Origin of the sequence: Brachybacterium sp. ACRRE, assembly GCF_022346485.1 — a bacterium.
GTDB classification, from domain to species: Bacteria; Actinomycetota; Actinomycetes; order Actinomycetales; family Dermabacteraceae; genus Brachybacterium; species Brachybacterium halotolerans.
The window spans coordinates 32,227-53,980 of the sequence record NZ_JAKRMO010000008.1 but is presented as its reverse complement, the minus strand read 5'-3'; the positions used below and the strand labels follow the sequence as shown (position 1 = coordinate 53,980).

Annotated in this window: 20 protein-coding genes and 2 tRNA genes; 9 read left to right on the top strand and 13 right to left on the bottom strand. The window is 71.9% G+C overall.

The window, feature by feature from the left end:
- Nucleotides 1-8 precede the first annotated feature (8 nt).
- From MHY49_RS03915 to MHY49_RS03905, 3 genes are read right to left on the bottom strand one after another with little or no spacing between them, the layout of a single operon-like run.
- Entirely contained in the window at nucleotides 9-920 is a 912-nt protein-coding gene (locus MHY49_RS03915; RefSeq protein ID WP_239202741.1) for a metal ABC transporter permease, read from the bottom strand.
- Nucleotides 917-1,672: a metal ABC transporter ATP-binding protein gene (locus tag MHY49_RS03910; protein WP_239202739.1), complete on the bottom strand. Its 756-nt coding sequence runs from the start codon at nucleotides 1,670-1,672 to the stop codon at nucleotides 917-919. Before MHY49_RS03910 ends, MHY49_RS03915 begins: the two co-directional genes overlap by 4 nt.
- Complete coding sequence (locus tag MHY49_RS03905) at nucleotides 1,669-2,727, bottom strand: metal ABC transporter substrate-binding protein (protein ID WP_239202737.1); 1,059 nt, start codon at nucleotides 2,725-2,727, stop codon at nucleotides 1,669-1,671. Before MHY49_RS03905 ends, MHY49_RS03910 begins: the two co-directional genes overlap by 4 nt.
- A 309-nt stretch (nucleotides 2,728-3,036) precedes the next feature.
- Between MHY49_RS03905 and MHY49_RS03900 the strand changes: the two genes are divergently transcribed.
- Nucleotides 3,037-4,428, top strand: a complete 1,392-nt coding sequence (locus MHY49_RS03900; RefSeq protein ID WP_239202735.1) for a glycine--tRNA ligase — start codon at nucleotides 3,037-3,039, stop codon at nucleotides 4,426-4,428.
- On the opposite strand, the gene MHY49_RS03895 is transcribed toward MHY49_RS03900, so the two are convergent.
- Both MHY49_RS03895 and MHY49_RS03890 read right to left on the bottom strand, forming a co-directional pair.
- The gene (locus tag MHY49_RS03895) at nucleotides 4,382-5,164 is read right to left on the bottom strand and encodes a potassium channel family protein (protein ID WP_239202733.1); all 783 of its coding nucleotides are present in this window, start codon (nucleotides 5,162-5,164) and stop codon (nucleotides 4,382-4,384) included. The genes MHY49_RS03900 and MHY49_RS03895 overlap by 47 nt on opposite strands.
- Before the next feature lie 5 nt (nucleotides 5,165-5,169).
- The gene (locus MHY49_RS03890) at nucleotides 5,170-6,249 is read right to left on the bottom strand and encodes an LLM class flavin-dependent oxidoreductase (RefSeq protein WP_239202731.1); all 1,080 of its coding nucleotides are present in this window, start codon (nucleotides 6,247-6,249) and stop codon (nucleotides 5,170-5,172) included.
- 196 nt (nucleotides 6,250-6,445) lie between these two features.
- Here MHY49_RS03890 and dusB point away from each other — a divergent pair, with 196 nt between their 5' ends.
- Genes dusB through dnaG form a run of 3 tightly spaced genes read left to right on the top strand, consistent with a single transcriptional unit; the run spans nucleotide 6,446 to nucleotide 11,091 of the window.
- Nucleotides 6,446-7,663 (top strand): tRNA dihydrouridine synthase DusB, encoded by a 1,218-nt coding sequence (gene dusB, locus MHY49_RS03885; protein ID WP_239202730.1) that lies wholly within the window; start codon nucleotides 6,446-6,448, stop codon nucleotides 7,661-7,663.
- 8 nt (nucleotides 7,664-7,671) lie between these two features.
- On the top strand, nucleotides 7,672-9,015 hold the full coding sequence (locus MHY49_RS03880; RefSeq protein WP_239202729.1) for a deoxyguanosinetriphosphate triphosphohydrolase: 1,344 nt from the start codon (nucleotides 7,672-7,674) through the stop codon (nucleotides 9,013-9,015).
- 57 nt (nucleotides 9,016-9,072) lie between these two features.
- Complete coding sequence (dnaG, locus tag MHY49_RS03875; protein ID WP_239202728.1) at nucleotides 9,073-11,091, top strand: DNA primase; 2,019 nt, start codon at nucleotides 9,073-9,075, stop codon at nucleotides 11,089-11,091.
- 22 nt (nucleotides 11,092-11,113) lie between these two features.
- On the opposite strand, the gene MHY49_RS03870 is transcribed toward dnaG, so the two are convergent.
- Both MHY49_RS03870 and MHY49_RS03865 read right to left on the bottom strand, forming a co-directional pair.
- The gene (locus tag MHY49_RS03870; protein WP_239202727.1) at nucleotides 11,114-12,541 is read right to left on the bottom strand and encodes a M48 family metallopeptidase; all 1,428 of its coding nucleotides are present in this window, start codon (nucleotides 12,539-12,541) and stop codon (nucleotides 11,114-11,116) included.
- Nucleotides 12,542-12,755: 214 nt separating this feature from the next.
- Nucleotides 12,756-12,829, bottom strand: a tRNA-Ile gene (locus tag MHY49_RS03865).
- A gap of 138 nt (nucleotides 12,830-12,967) precedes the next feature.
- Between MHY49_RS03865 and MHY49_RS03860 the strand changes: the two genes are divergently transcribed.
- The gene (locus MHY49_RS03860; RefSeq protein ID WP_200500772.1) at nucleotides 12,968-14,176 is read left to right on the top strand and encodes a NupC/NupG family nucleoside CNT transporter; all 1,209 of its coding nucleotides are present in this window, start codon (nucleotides 12,968-12,970) and stop codon (nucleotides 14,174-14,176) included.
- Between the two features lie 31 nt (nucleotides 14,177-14,207).
- Here the strand turns inward: MHY49_RS03860 and MHY49_RS03855 are convergent, their stop codons facing one another.
- On the bottom strand, nucleotides 14,208-15,437 hold the full coding sequence (locus MHY49_RS03855; RefSeq protein WP_370645965.1) for a M20 family metallopeptidase: 1,230 nt from the start codon (nucleotides 15,435-15,437) through the stop codon (nucleotides 14,208-14,210).
- Between the two features lie 160 nt (nucleotides 15,438-15,597).
- Between MHY49_RS03855 and MHY49_RS03850 the strand changes: the two genes are divergently transcribed.
- The 4 genes from MHY49_RS03850 to MHY49_RS03835 all read left to right on the top strand — a co-directional run bounded on the left by MHY49_RS03850 (nucleotide 15,598) and on the right by MHY49_RS03835 (nucleotide 17,356).
- Nucleotides 15,598-15,673: transfer RNA gene (locus tag MHY49_RS03850), tRNA-Asn, on the top strand.
- Nucleotides 15,674-15,785: 112 nt separating this feature from the next.
- Complete coding sequence (locus MHY49_RS03845) at nucleotides 15,786-16,277, top strand: OsmC family protein (protein WP_239202725.1); 492 nt, start codon at nucleotides 15,786-15,788, stop codon at nucleotides 16,275-16,277.
- Nucleotides 16,274-16,777: a peptide deformylase gene (gene def / locus MHY49_RS03840; protein WP_239202723.1), complete on the top strand. Its 504-nt coding sequence runs from the start codon at nucleotides 16,274-16,276 to the stop codon at nucleotides 16,775-16,777. Before MHY49_RS03845 ends, def begins: the two co-directional genes overlap by 4 nt.
- 87 nt (nucleotides 16,778-16,864) lie before the next feature.
- On the top strand, nucleotides 16,865-17,356 hold the full coding sequence (locus MHY49_RS03835; protein ID WP_200500769.1) for a DUF3145 domain-containing protein: 492 nt from the start codon (nucleotides 16,865-16,867) through the stop codon (nucleotides 17,354-17,356).
- A gap of 134 nt (nucleotides 17,357-17,490) precedes the next feature.
- Here the strand turns inward: MHY49_RS03835 and MHY49_RS03830 are convergent, their stop codons facing one another.
- The 5 genes from MHY49_RS03830 to MHY49_RS03810 form a co-directional block, all read right to left on the bottom strand.
- Nucleotides 17,491-18,732 carry a beta-ketoacyl synthase gene (locus MHY49_RS03830; protein WP_239202721.1) on the bottom strand — a complete coding sequence of 414 codons (1,242 nt, stop codon included), beginning with the start codon at nucleotides 18,730-18,732 and terminating at the stop codon, nucleotides 17,491-17,493.
- A 72-nt stretch (nucleotides 18,733-18,804) separates the two neighbouring features.
- Nucleotides 18,805-19,053 (bottom strand): acyl carrier protein, encoded by a 249-nt coding sequence (locus MHY49_RS03825; protein ID WP_152352887.1) that lies wholly within the window; start codon nucleotides 19,051-19,053, stop codon nucleotides 18,805-18,807.
- Between the two features lie 130 nt (nucleotides 19,054-19,183).
- Nucleotides 19,184-20,185 carry a beta-ketoacyl-ACP synthase III gene (locus MHY49_RS03820; RefSeq protein WP_239202719.1) on the bottom strand — a complete coding sequence of 334 codons (1,002 nt, stop codon included), beginning with the start codon at nucleotides 20,183-20,185 and terminating at the stop codon, nucleotides 19,184-19,186.
- A 1-nt stretch (nucleotide 20,186) separates the two neighbouring features.
- A complete protein-coding gene (locus MHY49_RS03815; RefSeq protein WP_239202717.1) occupies nucleotides 20,187-21,179 on the bottom strand; it encodes an ACP S-malonyltransferase in 993 nt (330 codons plus the stop codon).
- A 91-nt stretch (nucleotides 21,180-21,270) separates the two neighbouring features.
- Entirely contained in the window at nucleotides 21,271-21,750 is a 480-nt protein-coding gene (locus tag MHY49_RS03810) for a GntR family transcriptional regulator (RefSeq protein ID WP_200500765.1), read from the bottom strand.
- Nucleotides 21,751-21,754: the final 4 nt, after the last annotated feature.

Sequence of the window (21,754 nt, the reverse complement as noted above, 5' to 3'; positions counted from 1 at the left end):
CCCAGGACTCAGCGGTCCGCGGGCATCGGTTCGCTCACGCCTGAACGGCTCTCGGCCTCGGTCCGTCGTGCGCGCAGGCGCTGGACGATCGGACGCAGGATCAGGCTCACGGCGTAGCAGGCGATCGTGAGCAGCACGATCACGCCGCCGGGCGGCAGGTCCACGTAGGCGGTGAGCACGAGCCCGCCCAGCGCGCACACGACCGCGATGGCCATCGCGGTGCGCATCGTGCGGGTGAAGCCCACGACCACGCTCTGGGCGGCGGCGACCGGGACGATCATGAGAGCGGAGACCATGAGCGCGCCGACGATCCGCATCGCGAGGGTCACGGTGAGCGCCGCGATCACGGCGATGAGGATGTTCATCGCCCGCACGGGCAGGCCCGAGGCGCGCGCGAACTCCTCGTCGCCCGTCACCGTGTACAGCACGCGGCTGAGCCCGATGCCGGTCACCATGACGATCACGGCGAGGACCACCGCGATCACGAGGTCGGTCGCGGTCACCGTCGCGAGCGAGCCGAAGAGGTAGCCGACGAGGCTCTGCGAGCCGCCGCCCGCGAGCTGGATGATGACGACGCCGCCCGCGATGCCGCCGTAGAAGAGGATCGCGAGGGCGACATCGCGGCTGGTGTGCCCGACCTCGCGCACGATCTCGATGACGACGGCACCGATCACGGAGGCGACGAGCGCTCCGGGGATCGCGAGCAGGTCCTGCGGGGAGGCGCTGATCCAGGCGCCGACGAGCCAGCCGACGGCCACTCCCGTGAGCGCCACGTGCCCGAGGCCGTCGCCGAGCAGCGAGAGGTTCTTCTGGACGAGGTACGTGCCCACGATCGGCGCGGTGAGGCCGATGAGCACGGCGATGATCAGCGGGTAGCGCATGATGTCGCTGGTCAGAAGGCCCCAGGGGGCGATGGTCATGGGTGGATCTCCTGTCCCAGGCATTCCTCGTGCAGCGCCTGGTGGTCGTGTCCGGGGTCGAACAGCGGGCGATCCTCGGGCGCTCCGTCGTGGACGACACGGCCGCGGTCCAGGACCACGGCGCGACGCACGTCCTCGCTCAGCGGGCCGAGCTCGTGCAGCACCACCACCACCGTGGTGCCGCGCTGGGAGAGACGGCGGAAGATCGCGGCGATCGCGTCCTGCGTCGCGACGTCGACGCCCGAGAAGGGCTCGTCGAGCACGAGCAGCTGCGGGGAGCGCACCAGGGCGCGCGCGATCATCACGCGCTGTCGCTGTCCGCCGGACATCTGGGTGATGGGCCGGTCGGCCATTCCGGAGAGGCCGACGTCCGAGAGCAGCGAGTCCACGCGCGGGTCGTGGAGCCGGGAGAACCAGCGGCCCGGCCCGAGCAGCCCGGTGGCGACGGTCTCCCGGGCAGTCGCCGGGATCGATCCGCCGCCCGCGGCGAACTGCGGGACGTAGCCGACCTTCGCATGGACCCTCCGGTCCTTCACGGGGCGGCCGAAGAGGCTGACCGTGCCGGCGCTCGCGGCCTGGACGCCGACCATCGCGCGCAGCAGCGTCGACTTGCCGGAGCCGTTCGCCCCGAGCAGGCCCACGAGCTCGCCCGTGGCGACCTCGAGGGAGACGTCGTGCAGCACCGGGGCGCCGCCGAGGTCCACGTCCAGGTGCTCGACGGAGACCGCCGGTGTCGGGGACCCCGGCGTCATGACCAGCTCGCCACGAGCTTCGAGCAGTTCTCACGCATGACGGCAGGGTAGTCCGTGTCCTCGGAGAGCTGGGTCTCGAGGTTGTCGAGCTCCTCGGCCTTCGCCCCCACGTTGTCCGCGAGCGTCTCGGCGACCTTCGGCGACGCGGTCGTCTCGAAGAAGACCGTCGTCACGTGCTGGTCCTTGATGACCTTCTGCAGCTGCAGGAGGCGCTTGGGGGAGGGCTCGACCTCGGGATCGATCCCGGTGATGCCGATCTGCTCGAGGCCGTAGCGGTCGGCGAGGTAGGCGAAGGCGGTGTGGCTGGTGACGAAGGGCTTGTCGCCCTTCACGGCGTCGAACTCCTTCTTCAGCTCGGCGTCGAGGTCCTCGAGGGCGCTGCGGGCGCTCGCGCCGTTCTCACGGAACGTCGAGGCATTGTCCGGATCGGCCTTCGCGAGGTGCTCGCCGATGGCCTCGGCGACCTTCCCGAGGCGCACGGGATCGTTCCAGAAGTGCGGGTCGAGGGCGCCGTGGTCGTGGCCCTCGTGCCCGCCCTCGTCGGAGGCGCCCTCCTCGGATTCCTCGGACTCCTCGTCGCCGTGATCGTGCTCGTCCTCCTCGCCGCTGCCGGAGAGCATGGTGACGACGGTGGACACATCCAGCGTGGCGTCCGAGAGGTCCTTCGAGGAGATCGCGTCGTCGAGGGAGGCCTGGAAGCCGGGGATCTGCACGATCAGCGCCGCCTCCTGGACCTGCGCGACCTGGGCGACGGAGAGCTCGAGATCGTGCGGGTCGACGCCGGGCTGGGCGAGGCTCACCACCTCGGCGAGGTCGCCGGCCACCTGCTGCGCGGCATAGGTGAGGCCGTAGCAGCCCGTGATGATGACGGGCTTCCCCGAGGATCCGGACGTCCCTCCGCACGCGCTCAGCGCGAGACCGGCCGCGCCGATGCCCGCGAGGCCCAGCAGCGATCGTCGCGTGGTCGTCGTCGAGCGCAGGAGCGCGGGCGCTGCGGCGGCGTCGGACGGGTGCGTGCGCGAGGGGCGGCGGGGGGAGCGGGGCGTGGCGAACATGAGAGTGATTATCAGAGTTGACCTCGTCCGAGTGCAAGCTCGCGGCGCTCGAGGAGGTGGCGGATGTGGCGCGCATCGCGCCCCGTCGGCCGACGGGGGAGCGGACCTCCCGGCGGCGCGCCGGGTCGGTCCTGGCGCGCGCCGACGCCGCGCGCGTTCGTCGATATGCTGGACGCTCGTCCCGGCGCTCCGCCCGCCGTCGCGGCCCACGCCGCACCTGGATCCGTCGCACCCCTTCGCACCTTCGCGCAGGGCCGGCCCCAGGGCCTCCGCGGAGCGCCACCACCGCCGCATCGCAGGAGTCACACCGTGGCCAAGGCCCCCGCCAGCACCCTGGACAACGTCATCGCCCTCGCCAAGAAGCGCGGGTTCGTGTTCCCCTCGGGCGACATCTACGGCGGCACCCGCTCCGCCTGGGACTACGGTCCCCTCGGCGTCGAGCTCAAGGAGAACATCCGCAAGCAGTGGTGGCGCACCTTCGTGCAGGGCCGTGAGGACATGGTCGGCCTGGACTCGGCCATCATCCTGCCCACACGCGTGTGGGAGGCCTCCGAGCACGTCAAGACCTTCACCGACCCGCTGGTGGAGTGCCGCAGCTGCCACAGCCGGTTCCGCGAGGACCACCTCCTCGAGGCCTTCGAGGAGAAGAAGGGCCGCGCCCCCGAGGGCGGGCTGGCCGAGGTGCCGTGCCCGAACTGCGGCACCCGCGGCGAGTACACCGAGCCGCAGCAGTTCTCGGGGCTCATGAAGACCTACCTGGGCGCCGTGGACAACGAGTCCGGGCTGCACTACCTGCGGCCCGAGACCGCGCAGGGCATCTTCGTGAACTTCCTGAACGTGGTGACCGCCGCGCGCCAGAAGCCGCCCTTCGGCATCGGCCAGGTCGGCAAGGCGTTCCGCAACGAGATCACCCCCGGCAACTTCATCTTCCGCACCCGCGAGTTCGAGCAGATGGAGATCGAGTTCTTCACCCCGCCCGAGCAGGCCCAGGAATGGTTCGACCGCTGGGTCGAGGACTGCTGGAACTGGTTCGTGGACCTGGGCATCGACCCGGACCACATGCGCCGCTTCGACGTCCCCGAGGCGGACCGCGCCCACTACTCGGACGGCACCATCGACATCGAGTACAGCTTCGGCTTCCAGGGCGGGCAGTGGGGCGAGCTCATGGGCATCGCCAACCGCACGGACTTCGACCTGGGGCGCCACACGGAGGTCTCCGGCACGAAGATGCAGTACTTCGACCAGGCCTCGGGCGAGCGGTACACCCCGTACGTCATCGAGCCCAGCTTCGGGCTCACACGCTCGATGATGGCCTTCCTCGTCGACGCCTATCGCGAGGACGAGGCCCCCAACACCAAGGGCGGCGTCGACACCCGCACCGTGCTGGGCCTCGACCCGCGCCTCGCACCCGTCAAGGTCGCCGTGCTGCCGCTGTCCAAGAGCGAGGACCTGGTCCCGCGCGCCCGCGCCCTGGCCGACGAGCTGCGCCCGCTGTGGAACGTCGAGATGGACGTCTCGCAGGCGATCGGCCGCCGCTACCGCCGTCAGGACGAGATCGGCACGCCCTTCTGCATCACGGTCGACTTCGACACCGCCGAGGACCAGGCCGTGACCATCCGCGAGCGCGACTCGATGGAGCAGACCCGCGTGGCCCTCACCGAGGTGAAGGGCTACCTGGCGCAGCGTCTGATCGGGGCCTGACGGAGGACCGGTCGGCGTCGGCCGGGGGCTGCGGGGCGTCGTTCCCCGTGGCCCCCGTCCCGGTGGGCGCCGGGGTGCGGACCTGGCCGATGAGCCAGCTCGCGAAGGTCGCGGTGATGACGCCGACGAGGGCGATCCCGCAGATCATGAGGCCGACGGCGATCAGCCGACCCGGCAGCGTCACGGGGGTGTAGTCGCCGTAGCCGACGGTCGTGATGGTCGCGATCGCCCACCAGAGCGAGTCGCCGATGGTCTGGATGTTCCCTCCGGGCGCGCCCCGTTCGACGTCGAGCACGCCCACGGCGGCCACCCACGTCACCAGGGACGACGCACCGACCACGTAGGTGACCACGCGCCCGCGCACGAGGGCGCCCGCATGCCGCTGCAGCAGCACCACCAGCGAGATGAATCGCGCCAGGCGCAGCATGGCGAGGCCCGGGAAGATCACGAGCGCGAGGTCGAGCGGATGGCGCACGATCCAGCGCAGGCGGTGCTGCGCGAGGACGAGGCTGACCACGTAGTCGACGGCGAAGGCCGCCCACACCACCCAGGTGATCCCGTTCAGCAGATGGCGCACGAGCCCGTCCGGCTGCGCGATCACCTGCACGGAGTACGACGCGAGGAACAGCAGCGAGACCGAGAGCAGCGGCCAGCGCGTGGTCCGCTCCCAGCCCGCCGCCCGATCCCCGCGAGCCGTGCGCGTGCCGTGCGAGGCGTCCGCGGTCCCGGGACCCATGCGCCTCAGGCCCATGCCTTCCGCAGCGTCGGCGCGACCTGCTCGGCGAAGACCGTGGTGATCCGCCGGACCACGTCGTAGGGATGGCCGAAGGGGAGCGCGAGGATCGCCTCGTCGGCCGCCTGCAGGGCGACGTCGTCGGCGAGGAAGCGCGCCACCTCCTCGGGGGAGTCCGCGACCACGCGTCCGAAGGCCGCCGGCCGCCCTCCGATCAGCGCCGTGCCCTCGCGCATGGCCGCCTGCCGCTCCCGGTCCCGCTCGATGAGGTGCGCGAAATCGTCCAGATCCGACCGGCGCGTGACCGGAAGCACCTGCCGACTCGCGGAGACGTGTCCCTCGACGTGGCCGGATGTCCGGCTCGCGGCGCGGTAGGCCTCGATCAGCTCCCTCTGCAGCTCCTCGAAGGAACGGCCCGTGCCGTCGGCCGGCTGCAGGGTCGAGACCTGCAGACCGATCCCGAGCCGGCCAGCCCTCTCGGCGCTCGCGATCGAGCCGGCGCCGTAGGCGATGCGCGAGCGCAGGCCGGGGGCCTGCGGGCGCACGCGCAGCGGAGTGCCGGCGTCCTCGGTCTCGAAGAACTCGTCCGCGGTCGCGACCACCTCCCCGTCGACGAAGGCGAGCAGGTCCTCGAGCACCTGGTCGACCCGTGCGCGCACGTCGCCGTCGACCGGGCCGAACGCGCGCTCGTTCACGGCGTCCTGCTTCGCGTACCCGGACCCCACGCCCAGGCGCAGGCGGCCGCCGGCGAGCAGATCCGTGGTCGCGGCGTCCTCGGCGAGACGGCCCGCCTGCTCGAAGCGCAGAGGGATCAGCGCGGTGCCGAGCGTCATCGTGCGCGTGCGCTGGGCGGCGGCCGCGAGGAAGGGGAGCGGCGCGGAGAGGAAGTCCTGGAGATGACGGTGCCGGACGTATCCCGCGTCGATCCCCATGCCCTCGGCCCGCTCGAAGAGGTCGAGGCCGTCGTCGAGACCCTGGGAGCGGCCGCCCGCCGTCGGCGCGGGGTCGATGCCCGTGTGGTCGACGAAGGCGAGGAAGCCCAGACTCCGGGGCCGACGGCGATCGGGCGAGTGCGTCTGCGTGGTCATCGGTCCTCCGTGGGGGAGTCGAGTGGGGCCGCGGGAACGCGCTGCTGGACGCTCACCTGGGGCATAGCCGCATCGTAGGCGCGCAGGCCGCCTCCCGGCTGGATGCCCGCACACGGGTCCTCCCCAGGCCCCTCCGATGCACATCACCCTTCCCGGGCCTCCCGGTGCGGCACAGGGGATGGGACAATCGGCGGTGATGACCACCCTCGACGCCCCCACCGCACCGAGCTCCCCGGCGTCCCCGTCCGCGGAGCCGCAGCGGCGCACCCTCACCATCGGCCCGCACACCGTCGACACGCCCGTCGTGCTCGCGCCGATGGCCGGCATCACGAACATGGCCTTCCGCCTGCTGTGCCGCGAGTTCGGCGCGCTGCACTCGGAGGACGACGGCGGGCTGTTCGTCTCCGAGATGGTGACCTCGCGCGCCCTCGTCGAGGACCACGCGGAGTCATGGCGACTGGTGACGATGGGGGAGCGCGAGACTCCGCGCTCGGTCCAGCTCTACGGTGTGGACCCGACCACCGTGCGGCGCGCGGTCGAGATGCTCGTCGAGCGCGACCGCGCCGACCACATCGACCTGAACTTCGGCTGCCCGGTGCCCAAGGTGACGCGCCGCGGAGGGGGCGGCATCCTGCCCTGGAAGACCGAGCTGTTCACGCGCATCGTCCGCGGGGCCGTCGAGGCCGCCGGGGACGTCCCGGTGACCGTGAAGACCCGCATGGGCATCGACGAGGACCATCTGACGTACCGCGACGCCGGCCTGATCGCCCAGGAGGTCGGCGCGTCCGCGATCGCGCTGCACGGGCGCACCGTCGTCCAGCACTACAGCGGCCAGGCGCACTGGGAGGCCATCGCGGACCTCAAGCAGCTGGTCACCGACATCCCCGTCCTCGGCAACGGCGACATATGGTCGGCCGAGGACGCCCTGCGCATGGTCGAGGAGACCGGCGCCGACGGCGTCGTCGTCGGCCGCGGCTGCCAGGGCCGCCCGTGGCTGTTCGCAGACCTCGCCGCCGGCTTCGCGGGCCGTCCCGAGCGCATCCGTCCCACCCTCGGCGACGTCGCCCGCACCATGCGCCGCCACGGCGAGCTCCTCGTGGAGTTCTTCGAGGACGAGGGCCGCGGCATGCGCGACCTGCGCAAGCACGTCGCGTGGTACTTCAAGGGGTATCCCGTCGGCGGCGAGATGCGGCACCGGCTCGCGACCATGGAGTCCCTCGCCGACCTCGACGCGAAGCTCGCCGAGCTGGATCTCGACTCGCCCTACCCCGGGGCCGACGCCGAAGGGCCCCGCGGCCGCGCCGGCACCCCCAAGCGAGCGGTCTGCCCCGAGGGATGGATGGATTCCCGGGAGCTGAGCGACGAGCACCGCGCCCGCCTCCACGAGGCCGAGCTGGACACCTCGGGAGGATGAGCGCCCGCATGGAGCATCTGACGCAGCGGGGCACCTCCGCGGACTCCCCGCTGGTCGCCCTCCCGCCGGGGTACACGGCCTCCGACCAGGAGCGCTGGGGCGAGGAGCCTCCCAAGTCGCACACCCGCACGCCCTTCCAGAGGGACCGCGCGCGCGTCCTGCACTCCTCGGCGCTGCGTCGCCTCGGTGCGAAGACCCAGGTCCTGGGCGCCGGCGCCAACGACTTCGTGCGCACCCGCCTCACCCACTCCCTCGAGGTCGCCCAGGTGGGCCGCGACATCGGCGCGGCCCTCGGCTGCGATCCCGACGTGGTCGACGCCGCCTGCCTCTCGCACGATCTCGGCCACCCGCCGTTCGGCCACAACGGCGAGAAGGTGCTCGACGAGCTCGCATCCGGCATCGGCGGCTTCGAGGGCAACGCGCAGACCCTGCGCCTGCTCACGCGGCTCGAGCCCAAGCTCATCGGGGCCGACCGCCCCTTCGGGCTGAACCTCACCCGCGCCACGGTCGACGCCGCGATCAAGTACCCGTGGCGCCGTGGCGAGGGACCGGACCCCGCTTCCTCGAAGTTCGGCGTCTACCCTGATGACCAGGGCGTCTTCGACTGGGCGCGCGACGGCGCTCCGGGCATCCGCAAGTGCTCCGAGGCGCAGGTCATGGACATCAGCGACGACATCGCCTACTCGGTGCACGACATCGAGGACTCGGTCACCGGCGGCGCCCTCGACCTCGCAGTCCTGGCGGACCCGATGGAGCGTGCCGCCGCGCTGTACGTCGTCCAGGACTGGTACACGCCGACCGACCCGATCGACGTGCTCGACGCGGCCCTCGCCCGTCTCGAGGACCAGCCCTGGTGGGTGCTGCGCTACACCGGCTCGATGCGGGACGCCGCCGCGCTCAAGGACATGGCCAGCCAGCTCATCGGCCGCTTCACCCACGCCGTCGTCGAGGCGACGCGCGAGCGCCACGGAGACGGCCCGATCGCGCGCTTCGCCGGGGAGGTCGTCGTCCCCGAGGAGACGCGGCTGGAGATCTCGGTGCTCAAGGGGCTCGCGGCCGCCTACGTCATGAGCTCCGCGGCCCAGCGGCCCGTCTACGCGCAGCAGGAGCAGATCCTGCGGGATCTCTACGCGCATCTCTGGAACACCGGCAGCGTGCATCTCAGCCCGATCTTCTCCGAGCTCTGGGAGGATGCCCAGGACGATGCCGGAAGGGCCCGCGTCGTCATCGACCAGATCGCCTCGTTCACCGACGTCACCGCGCGCCGCCTGCACGAGACGCTCTACCGCGGCGGCACGACGCACGTGACCGCCGCGGACACGCCGCTCCCGGGACTCGGTTCGGACCTGTAGCGGCGGGGGAGCGCCCGCAGCACCACGAGAAGGACCGAAGGAGGGGACGAGGAGCCGATGAGCCAGGGCAGGATCCGCCGCGAGGACGTCGAGAAGGTCCGGGGTACCGCACGCCTGGACGAGGTCATCGGCGAGCACGTCACCCTGCGCAGCGGGGGCATCGGCTCGATGAAGGGGCTGTGCCCCTTCCACGACGAGAAGACTCCCAGCTTCAACGTCCGTCCGCAGCTGGGCCACTGGCACTGCTTCGGCTGCGGGGAGGGCGGGGACGTCATCTCCTTCGTGCAGAAGATCGACAACCTCAGCTTCGTCGAGGCCGTCGAGATGCTCGCCGGCCGCTACGGGGTCGAGCTGCACTACGAGGACGTCGGCCGCGGAGGCGGCGATCGCCCCGACTTCGGCACCCGGCAGCGCCTGCTGGACGCCCACGCGATCGCCGAGGAGTACTTCCGCGAGCAGCTCGCGACCGCGAGCGCGCAGGTGGGCAGGCGCTTCCTCGCCGAGCGCGGCTTCGACCGCGAGGCCGCCGAACGCTTCGGCGTCGGCTTCGCCCCGGAGGGCTGGGACAGCCTGCTGGGACATCTGCGCGGGCGCGGCTTCACCGAGCCCGAGCTCACCGCGAGCGGCCTCGTCTCCCAGGGCCAGCGCGGGGTCTACGACCGCTTCCGCGGGCGGCTCGTCTGGCCCATCCGCGATGTCACCGGCAAGACCATCGGCTTCGGCGCCCGCCGGCTGCTCGAGAACGATCAGGGCCCCAAGTACCTCAACACGCCCGAGTCCCCGATCTACCACAAGTCCCAGGTGCTCTACGGCCTCGACCTCGCCCGCAAGGAGATCTCCTCCCAGCACCGCGTGGTCGTCGTCGAGGGATACACCGACGTCATGGCCGCGCACCTCGCGGGCGTGACCACGGCCGTCGCGAGCTGCGGCACCGCCTTCGGCGCCGACCACGTGAAGGTGGTGCGCCGCATCATGGGGGACACGAACCCCTCGGCCGGACTGCGCCTGAACGCCGACGGGCGCGGGCTCGGCGGCGAGGTCATCTTCACCTTCGACGGCGACGCCGCCGGCCAGAAAGCGGCGCTGCGCGCCTTCGAGGAGGACCAGCGCTTCGTCGCCCAGACCTTCGTGGCCGTCGAGCCCGGCGGCATGGATCCCTGCGAGCTGAGGATCGCCCAGGGCGATGCGGCGGTGCGCGATCTGGTGGACGCCCGCAAGCCGCTCTTCGAGTTCGCCATCCGCTCCGTCCTCGCCCAGGTCGACCTGGACACCGTCGAAGGACAGGTCTCCGGCCTGCGGATGGCCGCACCGGTGATCGCCCGCATCCGTGACCGCGCCATGCGTCCCGAGTACGCGCGGCGCCTCGCCGGCTGGCTCGGGATGGACGAGCGCACGGTGCTGCGCGCGGTCCACGACGCCGCCCGCACCGCCCCGCAGCAGGGCAGGCACGCCGAGCGCCCCGGGGAAACGGCGCCGCAGAACGGAGGCGGACAGGGCACCGGCTTTCAGGGCTCCTCGGCCGACGGGGGCCGCGCCGGCGCCGACGACGCCGCGGCCGGCATCCCGATCATGCGCCTCGCGGACGTCGTCAACCGCCGGGATCCCGTCGGCCAGGTCGAGCTGCAGTCCCTCGCCGTGATGCTGCAGGTGCCGCGGATGCTCGACGTCGAGCGCGTCGGCTCCCTGCCCGACGACTCCTTCCACGTCCCCGCTCTGCAGGGGGTGTGGGACGTGATCCTGGCGACTGGCACCCTGCTCGACGCGGTCGAGGGCTCTCTCGAGGCGGCCCGATTCATCGATCAGGTGCTCGAGATCGCGGGGGAGACGGTGCGTCCGCTCATCATCGAGATCGCCAACGTCGAGCTCCCCGCCCGCGACGAGCAGGATCTCCAGCGCCTCGCGACCTCGCTGCTGGACAGGCTCACCGAGCTCTCGATCACCCGCGAGTTCTCCGTGCTGCGCCAGCGGCTGCAGCGCACCGATGCCGGTGCGGACCCCGAGGAGTACCAGCGCATCCTCGGCCAGCTCACCGCCGCCCAGGAACGCCGACGGGCCCTGCACTCGCGGGACGAGTGAGGGCCCGAGGGGCGGGAGCCGATCAGATGACGGGCGAGGCCGTCTGCACCTCCCGCACGCTCGGCTGGCGGGCGTAGTCGACGCCGGGGAACCGCCCGAACTGGTCGGTGCGTCCCGAGGCGTGCTGCGCCTCGGCCCGCTCGAGCAGGGACAGGGCCTGATCGGGCGTCGGGTAGCGGTCGCTGAACGAGCTCCCCGCGGGCAGAACCGGCGGGTACCAGGCGCCCGCGCCGGCGCCGAACAGCCCCGGCCGGAACCACAGGTGGCCCGGTCGGGTGCGGTCGCGCAGCGCATGGGCGCGCCAGGTGTTGATCGGGTGGCTCGCCTGCCAGTTGGCGATGTGCAGCCAGAGCCCCTTCTCGGTCGCGGCGCGGTCGGCGAGCTCGTTGACGTTGACGTCGGCATTGAGGTACTTGCCGGCACCCAGCACGGCCATCACGCCCGGGGCGCCCTGCGGGCAGAAGGCGTAGCCGAAGTTGTCCGCCGTGTACTCCTGCGTCCGCGAGTACGCGGCGCCCAGGAGGGGGATCTGCGCCAGGAGATTGCTGAACAGCAGTCGGAAGTAGGACACGTGGCCCGCGGCCAGGTGGCCCACCTCGTGCCCGATCACGAACCGCAGGGCCTCCGGGTCTCGCACGGCGCCGCCGACCTCGAACAGGTCCGAGTAGACGACCACGAAGCGACGGAAGCCGTGGCCGGAGGCGAAGGCGTTGATCAGACCGTTGCCCAGGACCACGTAGGCATCGGGCACGCGCCGCAGACCGTGGTGGGCGGCCGCCTCGGCCACCATGCGGTAGCCCTCGGGGAACTGGGTGGGCGACATCCGGATGCCCGAGGCGCGCTGCTGCGCGTACAGCAGTGCGCGGGAGATCCAAAGGATGAGCGGAAGCAGCATCACGATCGCGAACAGCTGGATCACGAGGGAGCCGAAGGGACCCGTCTGCAGGTCCAGGAGCGTCGGCCCCTCCCCGCGGATCGCGTTGACGATGCTCATCACCACGAGGATCGTCCACAGCAGGTAGGCGCTGAGGGTCACGACGATGCCCACGATCAGCAGCGGGATCTCCCACGGGTGGCGGATGCCCCGCTGGCCGAGGATCCCGTGCGTCGTCGCGCCGTTGACGAGGTTCGGCGCCGACGGCCCGCCGGGCGACGCGCCGCCACCGGGACCGAAGCCCCCGCCCGACGGCGGACCACCGGGGAGGCCAGGGCCGCCGGGCGTCCCCGGTCCGCCCGGGGAGCCTGGGCCACCAGGGGAGCCGACGCCGCCGGGGTACCCGGGGGAGCCGTTGCCGCCGGGATACTCGCTGCCGCCGGGATACCCGCGCGCTCCAGCGGAGGCCGGGCCGGCGGGATACCCGGGCGCGCCGGAACCGCCATTGACGGACGGGTCGCCGGCGGGATCGCCGGCGGACGGCTGCCCCAGCGGGGAGGACGGGGGATACGTCATGGAGGGCTCCTCGGAGGTCGACGGTGCGATCACACGGTAGCGCTCAGCGCGCTTCATGCGACATCGACCTCGGTCGATGACCCGATCAGCCGTGTGGACGACTGGACGAGGTGCCCTCGCAGGGTCGGGGCGGGTCCTCCCCGTCGTCCTCGCGCGGCACTCGAGCACTCCGGACTGCCCGTAGGCGTCCGCGTCAGCATCCTTGCTGGTGAAGTAGGCCAGGCGGGGCTTGAACCCGCGACCGACGGATTATGAGTCCGCTGCTCTGACCGGCTGAGCTACTGGCCCCTGACAACGGGAGCGAGCATATCGTCTCCGCGCCGCGCGCCCGTCCACCGTCCCATCGCCCCGATTCCTGGAATGCCGCTCCGCGCGCGGTGCGAGTAGGGTGCCTGGCGGCCACCGCCTCCCAGGGATCGGACCCTCATGCATGTCCTCGTCGGCATCGCCGGACTCATCGTCTTCCTCGCGCTCGCCTTCCTGCCCTCCCGCGATGTGGGGATGCTGAAGAAGAAGGCCCCGTACATCGGGATCATGCTGGCGCTGCAGTTCGTGCTCGGCCTGCTGATGCTCCGCACCGGCGTGGGGCAGGCGGTCATCTCCGTGATCGCCGCGGTCTTCGAGACACTGCTCGGATATGCGCGCGAGGGCGTGAGCTTCGTGTTCGGCGGGCTCGTCGACGTCGAGGCCGACGGCAGCGGCCCCTTCATCTTCACCTCGCTCATGCCCATCATCGTGATCTCCGCGCTCATCGGCATCCTGCAGTACCTGCGGATCCTGCCCCTGGTGATCCGGGGCGTCGGCCTGGTGCTGTCGAAGGTGACGGGCCTGGGCAAGCTCGAGTCGTTCAACGCTGTGTCCTCGGCGATGATCGGGCAGTCGGAGAACCTCATCGCGATCAAGCGCATCCTGCCCACGCTGCCCGAGCACCGGCTCTACACGATCGCGGCGTCGGCGATGTCCACGGTGTCCATGTCGATCGTCGGCGCGTACATGACGATGATCGAGCCGCGGTACGTGGTCGCCGCGATCGTGCTCAACCTCTTCGGGGCCTTCATCATCGTCTCGCTCCTGAACCCCTACACGCTCACCGAGGAGGAGGACGTGATCGTCGAGCCCGAGCACTCGAAGCAGTCCTTCTTCCAGGTGCTGGGGGAGTACATCACCGACGGCGGCAAGGTCGTGCTGTCGGTCGTCGCGATGCTCGTGGGCTTCGTGGCGCTGATGGCGATCCTCAACGGGATCTTCGACTCCGTCCTGGGCATCAGCTTCCAGCAGCTGCTCGGCTACGTCTTCGCGCCACTGGCCGTGCTCACGGGCGTGCCGGTCTCGGAGTCGGTGGACGTCGGCCGGCTGATGGCCACGAAGCTCATCTCCAACGAGTTCGTGGCCATGCTCTCGTTCACCGACGCGAACCCCGGCGGGAAGCTCGAGCTGTCCGCCCGGGCCACGGCCATCGCCCAGACCTTCCTCGTCTCCTTCGCCAACTTCAGCTCGATCGGCATCATCGCCGGAGCCGCGAAGTCGCTGGCTCCCGAGCAGGGCGAGACGATCGCCCGCTTCGGTCTGCGCCTCCTCTACGGCGCGACCCTGGTGTCCTTCGTGAGCGCCACGGTGGTCGGGATCATCGTCTGATCCCGACCGCCGCGGCGCCCTCGTCTCGGGCTCAGGAGCCGGCGGAAGCCTTCCGCAGCCGTCCGTGGGCGAGCGAGGCGAGCGCCGCCGACTGGTCGGCCAGCACCGAGTCGTCGAAGAGCACCTCCGGGGAGTGGTTGACCGCGAGCTCCCCCTCGGGCAGCTCGTCCGGGGAGCACAGCAGGAACACGAAGCACCCGGGCACCTCCTGCAGCACGTAGGAGAAGTCCTCGGAGCCCATCAGCGGCTGGGGCGACTCGTGCACGCGCGCCGGGCCGAAGGCCTCGCGCAGCTCCGCGACGGCGAACGCCTCCTCCGCATCGTCGTTGACCGTCGCCGGGTAGAGGATCTCCCAGTCGACCTCGGCGCGCGCTCCGTGGGCGCGGGCGATGTTCTCCGCGAACTGCCGCACGAGCTCCCCGAAGCGATCGGCGGACTCCGCCGTCATCGTGCGCACGGTCGCCCCGAGGGCCGCGGAGTCCGGGATGACGTTGATGGCCGTTCCCGCTTCGAGCGTGGTCACCGATGCCACCACGGGATCCGCGGAGGAGAAGCGTCGCGAGATCATCGTCTGCAGGGAGCCCGCGATCTCGACGAGCGGCGCGACCGGGTCGATCGCCCGCATGGGCTGGGATCCGTGCCCTCCGGCGCCGCGCACGCGCACGCGCAGGTTCGCGGCGCCCGCCATGACCGTGCCCGCACGCGTGATGAAGGTGCCACGGGGCCCCGGGCCCACATGGATGCCGTAGGCGGCGATCGGACGCTCGCCCGCGGCCTCGAGCACTCCCTCGCGGATCATCGGCTCGGCCCCGCCGGGCCCTTCCTCGCCGGGCTGGAACATGAACACGATCCGGCCGGGGATCTCCTCGCGATGGGCGGCGAGGAGGCGGGCGGCGCCGACGAGCGCCGAGGTGTGCAGGTCGTGCCCGCAGGCGTGCATCCGACCCGTGGCGGAGGCGAAGGGAAGGCCCGTGCGCTCCTGCAGGGGGAGCGCGTCCATGTCCGCGCGCAGCAGCACCACGGGGCCCGGGCGGCCTCCCTCGAGGACGGCCACGATGCTGCTGAGGGACGCGCCGGTGGTGATGCGCAGCCCCAGATCCTGCAGGGCCACGAGCACGCGCTCCTGGGTGCGGGGGAGGTCCAGGCCCAGCTCGGGGTCCTGGTGCAGGGCGCGCCGCAGGGCGACGAGGTCCGGGAGGTGCTCGAACGCCTCCTGCGCGTAGGAGGGGATCGATGCGGGGGTGTTCTCCGAAGTGGTCACCGGCGCACGCTACGCCCGCGATCCCTGGCCGTGCACACCGTGTCGGCGTGGCCCGCACGGCAGCCTCGGAGCGAACGTGGACTGCGTCATAATCCCCGCGTGGAGGCCCTTTCCGGGGTGCGAGCCGGGGCGTGCTTTGCTAGAGTCGTCCAGGTCGCGATCCCGCGTAGCTCAATCGGCAGAGCATTCGACTGTTAATCGAACGGTTACTGGTTCAAGTCCAGTCGCGGGAGCCAGAAGGAACAGGTCAGCCCCGGTCACGGCCGGGGCTGACCTGTTTCCTGCGCGCGGCGGGGACGGACCTCGGCGCGGAGGCGGTCACCCACCGCCGGCAGACCGGAGGCGATCATGACCAGCGTTCCCGAGGCGACGTTCCCGCTCCCCGACGAGTTCGGCGAGGGCAGCGTGTGGGTGGATCGCGTGGGCCAGCGCTCGCTCGTCGGCCGCAACCGCCGCGGGGTCGAGATCCCCATCGGCAAGGGCGAGGGCCAGGTCGACCCGGGGGAGCTGCTGAAGATCGCACTGATCGGCTGCGCGGGGATGAGCATGGACATCCCCACCTCGCGCCGGCTCGGCGAGGACTTCGCACTGCGGCTCTGGGCCCACGGGACCTCCGACGAGACCTCCAACCGCTACGAGGCGATCCACGAGCAGATCCAGCTGGACCTCGACGGGCTCTCGGCCGACGAGCTCCGCAGGCTCCGCGCGGTCATCGACCGATCCATCGAAGCGTCGTGCACGGTGCAGCGCACCGTGGTCCTGGGCGTCGGGGTCGACCACGAGATCCTCGGCCTGGACTCCTCCCTCGAGGACGACGAGCGCGAGGAGCAGCAGCGATGACGGTCCGGCCCATCCGCGTGATCGGCGACCCCGTGCTGCGGACGGTGTGCGATCCCGTCCGCGAGGTCACCGACGGGGTGCGCACTCTCGTCGCCGACCTCCTGGACACCGTGGACGACGAGGGGCGCGCCGGCGTCGCCGCCAACCAGATCGGCGTCACCCTGCGCGCCTTCTCCTGGCGCCTGGACGACGAGGAGGGCTCGCGCAGCCTCGGCTACGTCCTGAACCCCGAGATCACCGAGCTCTCCGAGGAGCTCCAGGAGGACGGGGAGGAGGGCTGCCTCTCGGTGCCCGGTCTCTGGTACCCCCGCACCCGCGCCGTCTTCGCCCGCTGCGAGGGCACGGACCTCGACGGACGCCCCGTGGTCCTCGAGGGCGAGGACATCGTCGCGCGGCTCATCCAGCACGAGGTCGGTCACCTCGACGGGCAGCTCTTCATCGACGGCCTCGAGCGTCCTGTGAAGAAGCGGGCATTGCGCGACATCCGCGAGAGGCTCTAGGCTCTACCCTGCACGACCAGGGACAGCACACCTTCTGCTGAGCGCCGATTCGTTGGGGAAGACGCATCGGACATCGGAAGGGGCGTCATGACCCAGGGTGTGCTCTTCATACACTCCGCTCCGCGAGCCCTCGCACCGCATATCGAATGGGCCGCGCAGGGGGTGCTCGGCGTGCCCGCACGCCTGCGCTGGGAGGATCAGCCCGCACATCGCGGCCTCGTGCGCGCCGAGCTCGGCTGGCGCGGCCGGGAGGACACCGGCGCGCGCCTCGTGAGCGCTCTGCGCAGCATGGGCGACGTGCGCTTCGAGGTGACCCAGGAGGCGACCACGCAGGCCGACGGGGCCCGCTGGAGCTTCACCCCGGACCTCGGCGCCCATCACGCCGTCACCGACCGTGCGGGCAACACCGTGCTCACCGAGGACCATCTGCGCGGATGCATGGAGCGCGCGGGCATGGACCCGCAGCGCATGCGCCACGAGATCGGGGTCGCCCTCGGCGAGCCCTGGGACGAGGATCTCGAGATCTACCGCTACGGCGGCGAGGGTGTGCCGATGCGCTGGCTCCACCGCGTGAGCTGACCGCGGCGCACAGCGCTGACCGCGGCGCACGGCGACGCTCTCCGATGCAGGAAGGGCCCCGCACCACCTCGACGGTGGTGCGGGGCCCTTCCTCTGCGCTCCGGGGAGCCCGGGCCCGTTGCGGGGCCGTCGGCTCAGGAGTTCGTGAACACCACGGCGACGTCGTGCCCGCCGAAGCCGAAGGCGTTGTTCAGCACGCCGATGTCGCCCTCGGGGAGGGCCACGGGGGCGTTCTGGGCGATCTCCATCGGCGTCTCGGGGTCGAGGTTCTCGATGTTGATCGTCGGCGGGGCGAGACGCTCGCGCAGCGCGAGCACGCTGAACAGCGACTCGAGCGCGCCGGCGCCGCCCAGCAGGTGACCGGTCATCGACTTCGTGGAGCTCACGACGATCTGGTCGGTCTCGTCCTCGAGGGCCTGGCGCACGGCCTGCAGCTCGCCGATGTCGCCGAGCGGGGTCGAGGTGCCGTGGGAGTTCACGTGGCGGATGTCCGCGGCGGCGATCCCCGCGTCCTCCACGGCCTCGCTGATCGCGTGCGCCTGTCCGTCCTGCAGGGGAGCGGAGATGTGGTGCGCGTCCGAGGCCATGCCGCGGCCGGCCACGTACGCGTGGACCTTCGCACCGCGCGCCTTCGCGTGCTCCTCGGACTCGAGGACCAGGATTGCGGCGCCCTCGCCGAGGACGAAGCCGTCGCGGTCCACGTCGTAGGGCCGCGAGGCGTGCTCGGGGTCGTCGGTCCGTGTGGACAGCGCGCGGATGTTCGCGAAGCCGGCGAGGGGCAGCGGGTGCACGCACGCCTCGGTGCCGCCGCAGACGACCACGTCGGCACGGCCGGAGCGGATCATGTCGAAGGCCTGTGCGACGGCCTCGGAGCCCGAGGCGCAGGCGGAGACGGGCGTGTGGGCGCCGGCGCGGGCGCCCAGGTCCATCTCGATGTGCGCGCTCGAGGAGTTCGCCATGAGCATCGGGACGGTGAAGGGGTTCACGCGGCGGGCGCCGCGCTCCTTGACGACGTCCCACTGGTCGAGGATCGTCCAGACCCCCCCGATGCCCGTGCCGACGACCACGCCGAGGCGGTAGGGGTCGACGTCGGGCGTGCCCGCGTCGGCCCATGCCTCGCGGGCCGCGATCATGGCGTACTGCCCGGAGGGGTCGAGCTTCTTGGCCTCGGGGCGCGAGAGGACCGTGAGGGGGTCGATCGCGACCGTGCAGGCGAAGTCGACGGAGAGGCCGTAGCGCTCTTTCCAGTCGTTGTCGAGGGTGTGCGCCGTCGAGGTGCCCGCGAGTGCGGCCTCCCAGGTCGAGGCGACGTCCCCGCCCAGCGGGTTGACGGTGCCCAGACCGGTGATGGCGACGCGGGTGCGATCAGCTGACATGCGGGATGTCCTCCGGGAAGGTGGGGATGACGAGGGACGCCCGGAGCATCCGCTCCGGGCGTCCGAGGTGGGTCAGGCCTGGGCGCCGGCGATGTACTTCACGGCGTCGCCGACGGTGACGAGGTTCTTGACCTCCTCGTCGGGGATGCGCACCTCGAACTTCTCCTCGGCGTTCACCACGATGGTCATCATCGAGATCGAGTCGATGTCGAGGTCGTCCGTGAACGACTTCTCGGGCTGGACGTCCGAGGTCTCGACACCGGTCTCCTCGTTGACGATCTCAGCGAGGCCCGCGAGGATCTCGTCTTCGGTGTGAGCCATGGGGTTCTCCTTCGGTCTGGGTACTGCTGGCAGGGAAAGACTACCCGGGACGGCGTCGGCGCATGCGCACCTGCGTGACGCGACGCGCAGGGCCTTGATCACCTGCGCGCGCGGACCCGGGGAGACGGGGTCAGGGCAGGACGAGCACCTGGCCGGCGAAGGCGAGGCCGGCGCCGAAGCCGAACTGCACGAGGACGTCGCCGCTGCGCGCCGCGCCCTCCTGGATCAGCCGGTGCGTCGCCAGGGGGATGGAGGCGGCCGAGGTGTTGCCGGTCTCGGCGATGTCGCGTCCGACGACGACGCTCTCGGGCAGCTTGAGCTGCTTGGCGAGCTCGTCGATGATCCGCATGTTCGCCTGATGGGGGACGAACACGTCGACGTCGTCGACGGTGAGTCCCGCCTCGGAGAGCATCTGGCGGATCCGCTCGGCGGTGTGCCACACGGCCCAGCGGAAGACGGTCCGGCCGTCCTGCTCCATCGTCGGCCACGGGGTCTTCCCGTCGCGGAAGTCCGTGAGCGAGCCGGTCATCCGGATCGTGCTCCAGTTCTCGCCGTCGCTGCCCCACACGGTGGGGCCGACGAGGGGGACGTCCGAGGCGCCGAGCACGGCCGCGCCGGCCCCGTCGCCGAGCAGGAACGAGATCGAGCGGTCGGCGGGATCCACGAAGTCGGAGAGCTTCTCGGCGCCGATCACGAGCACGTGGCGGGCGCTGCCGGAGCGGATGAGCGCATCCGCCTGACCGATGCCGTAGCAGAAGCCGGCGCAGGCGGCGGAGATGTCGTAGGCGATCGCGTGCGGGGCGCCGAGCTTCGCCCCGAGCAGCGTCGCGAGCGACGGCGTCGCATAGGGGAAGCTGATGGTGGAGACGATGATCGCGTCGATCTGCGAGGCGTCCACGCCGCTGGCCTCGATCGCCTCGCGACCGGCCTGCTCGGCGAGATCGGCGACGCCGACCTCCGCGCTCGCGCGGCGACGGGTGACGATGCCCGTGCGCTGGCGGATCCACTCGTCGGAGGAGTCGATGGGGCCGACGAGCTCCTCGTTGGGCACCGTGCGGTCGCCGCGGGTGGCGCCGTAGGCGAGCACCTTCGAGCCCGCGACGGGGGGATGCGGGCGCAGGGAGATCGTCACGTCAGCGCTCCGCGCCGTCGGACGCGGCGCCCGCGTGCTCGACGACGAACGCGCGCGCGGCCTCGAGGTCCTCGGGGGAGTTGAGGTTCTGCAGGCCCACGCCCTTGAGCTCGCGCTTGGCGAGTCCTGTGAGGGTGCCGGCGGGGTTGACCTCGAGGATGCCGGTGACGCCGCGGGCGGCGAAGGTGGCCATGCAGGCCTGCCAGTCCACGGGGGAGGCGACCTGCTGGACGATGAGCTCGAGGTAGCGGGCGCCGTCGGTGATGCTCTCGCCGCCGGCGTTGCTCACGAGCGGCACTGACGGGGCCGCGGGGGAGAGCTGCGGGGCGAAGGCGGCGAGCTCTTCGCGCGCGCCCGCCATGTACGGGGTGTGGAAGGCGCCTGCGACCTGCAGCGGGATCACCCGCGCGCGGGCCGGCGGGTTCTCGCCGAGGGCGGCCACGCCCGCGGCGCTGCCCGCGGCGACGACCTGGGCCGCCGAGTTGATGTTGGCGGGGGTGAGGCCTGCGGCCTCGATCGCGGCCAGGACCTCCTCGCGCACGCCGCCGACGACGGCCGCCATCGACGTCTCCTCCGCGGCGGCCGCGGTCGCCATGGCGCGAGAGCGCACGGCGACCAGGCGCATGGCGTCGGCCTGGGACAGCACGCCCGCCAGGGCGCTCGCGGTCACCTCGCCGACGCTGTGGCCGGCCAGGAGGTCGGCGGGCGTCGCCGCGGCGAAGGCTCCCGGTGCGACGGCGCCCGCGGCGGACTCGTCGGTGGGCTGCGCCGCGAGGGCGTCCGCGGCGAGGATCCCGGCGGCGACCAGCAGCGGCTGGGCGATCGCGGTGTCCCGGATGGTGTCGGCGTCGGAGACGGTGCCGTGGGTCTCGAGGTCGACCTCGCCGGCCTCGCTGAGGGCGCCGAGCGCCTCGCGGGCGCCGGGCAGCTCGAGCCACGGGCTGAGGAATCCGGGTTTCTGGGCGCCCTGGCCGGGGCAGACGATGGCGAGCACGGGAGGACCTCCGGGGTGCTGATGGGGGACGGTGGATGCGCGGGACGTGCGGGATGCGGCGGGCGGTGCGGGCGGGCAGCGCCCGGTGCGACTACTCGCGGCCGACGGCGGACGCGGTCTCGGCGAAGACGGCGGCGAGGAGCTTCGCGGCGGCCTCGGCGTCGTAGCCGAGCTCGGAGACCGCCGCCGCGTACTCGCGGGCGGCCCGCTCGGCGCGGGAGCCGGCGGTGTCCAGCGGCGCGACGACGGTGCCGGCACGACCTCGGGTGATCACGAGCCCCGCCTCGCCGAGGCGGCGGAAGGCCTTGGCGACCGTGTTGACCGCGACCTCGACATCGGCCGCGAGGGCCCGCACGGTGGGCAGGCGCGTGCCGGGGACGAGCCTGCCGTCCTGGATGGCGCGCGCGATGCACTGGTAGATCTGCTGGGCGGGGGAGTCGAGCGAGGTCCGGTCGACGCGGACGATCCCGGTGAGGACCGTCCGCGTCGACGCGGACCCGGCATCGTCGCCGACCGGGGCGGCATCCTCCGCCCGGGTCGCTGCGACGGCGTCGGACAGGGTGTCGGACACGGTG

Coding starts and splice junctions, on each gene's coding strand:
- def (WP_239202723.1), top strand. CDS start 16,274: ATGACGGTCCGGCCCATCCGCGTGATCGGCGACCCCGTGCTGCGGACG.
- MHY49_RS03915 (WP_239202741.1), bottom strand. CDS start 920: ATGACCATCGCCCCCTGGGGCCTTCTGACCAGCGACATCATGCGCTAC.
- MHY49_RS03830 (WP_239202721.1), bottom strand. CDS start 18,732: ATGTCAGCTGATCGCACCCGCGTCGCCATCACCGGTCTGGGCACCGTC.
- MHY49_RS03870 (WP_239202727.1), bottom strand. CDS start 12,541: ATGACGTATCCCCCGTCCTCCCCGCTGGGGCAGCCGTCCGCCGGCGAT.
- MHY49_RS03845 (WP_239202725.1), top strand. CDS start 15,786: ATGACCAGCGTTCCCGAGGCGACGTTCCCGCTCCCCGACGAGTTCGGC.
- MHY49_RS03835 (WP_200500769.1), top strand. CDS start 16,865: ATGACCCAGGGTGTGCTCTTCATACACTCCGCTCCGCGAGCCCTCGCA.
- MHY49_RS03860 (WP_200500772.1), top strand. CDS start 12,968: ATGCATGTCCTCGTCGGCATCGCCGGACTCATCGTCTTCCTCGCGCTC.
- MHY49_RS03905 (WP_239202737.1), bottom strand. CDS start 2,727: ATGTTCGCCACGCCCCGCTCCCCCCGCCGCCCCTCGCGCACGCACCCG.
- MHY49_RS03895 (WP_239202733.1), bottom strand. CDS start 5,164: ATGGGTCCCGGGACCGCGGACGCCTCGCACGGCACGCGCACGGCTCGC.
- MHY49_RS03880 (WP_239202729.1), top strand. CDS start 7,672: ATGGAGCATCTGACGCAGCGGGGCACCTCCGCGGACTCCCCGCTGGTC.
- MHY49_RS03910 (WP_239202739.1), bottom strand. CDS start 1,672: ATGACGCCGGGGTCCCCGACACCGGCGGTCTCCGTCGAGCACCTGGAC.
- MHY49_RS03890 (WP_239202731.1), bottom strand. CDS start 6,249: ATGACCACGCAGACGCACTCGCCCGATCGCCGTCGGCCCCGGAGTCTG.
- MHY49_RS03825 (WP_152352887.1), bottom strand. CDS start 19,053: ATGGCTCACACCGAAGACGAGATCCTCGCGGGCCTCGCTGAGATCGTC.
- dnaG (WP_239202728.1), top strand. CDS start 9,073: ATGAGCCAGGGCAGGATCCGCCGCGAGGACGTCGAGAAGGTCCGGGGT.
- dusB (WP_239202730.1), top strand. CDS start 6,446: ATGACCACCCTCGACGCCCCCACCGCACCGAGCTCCCCGGCGTCCCCG.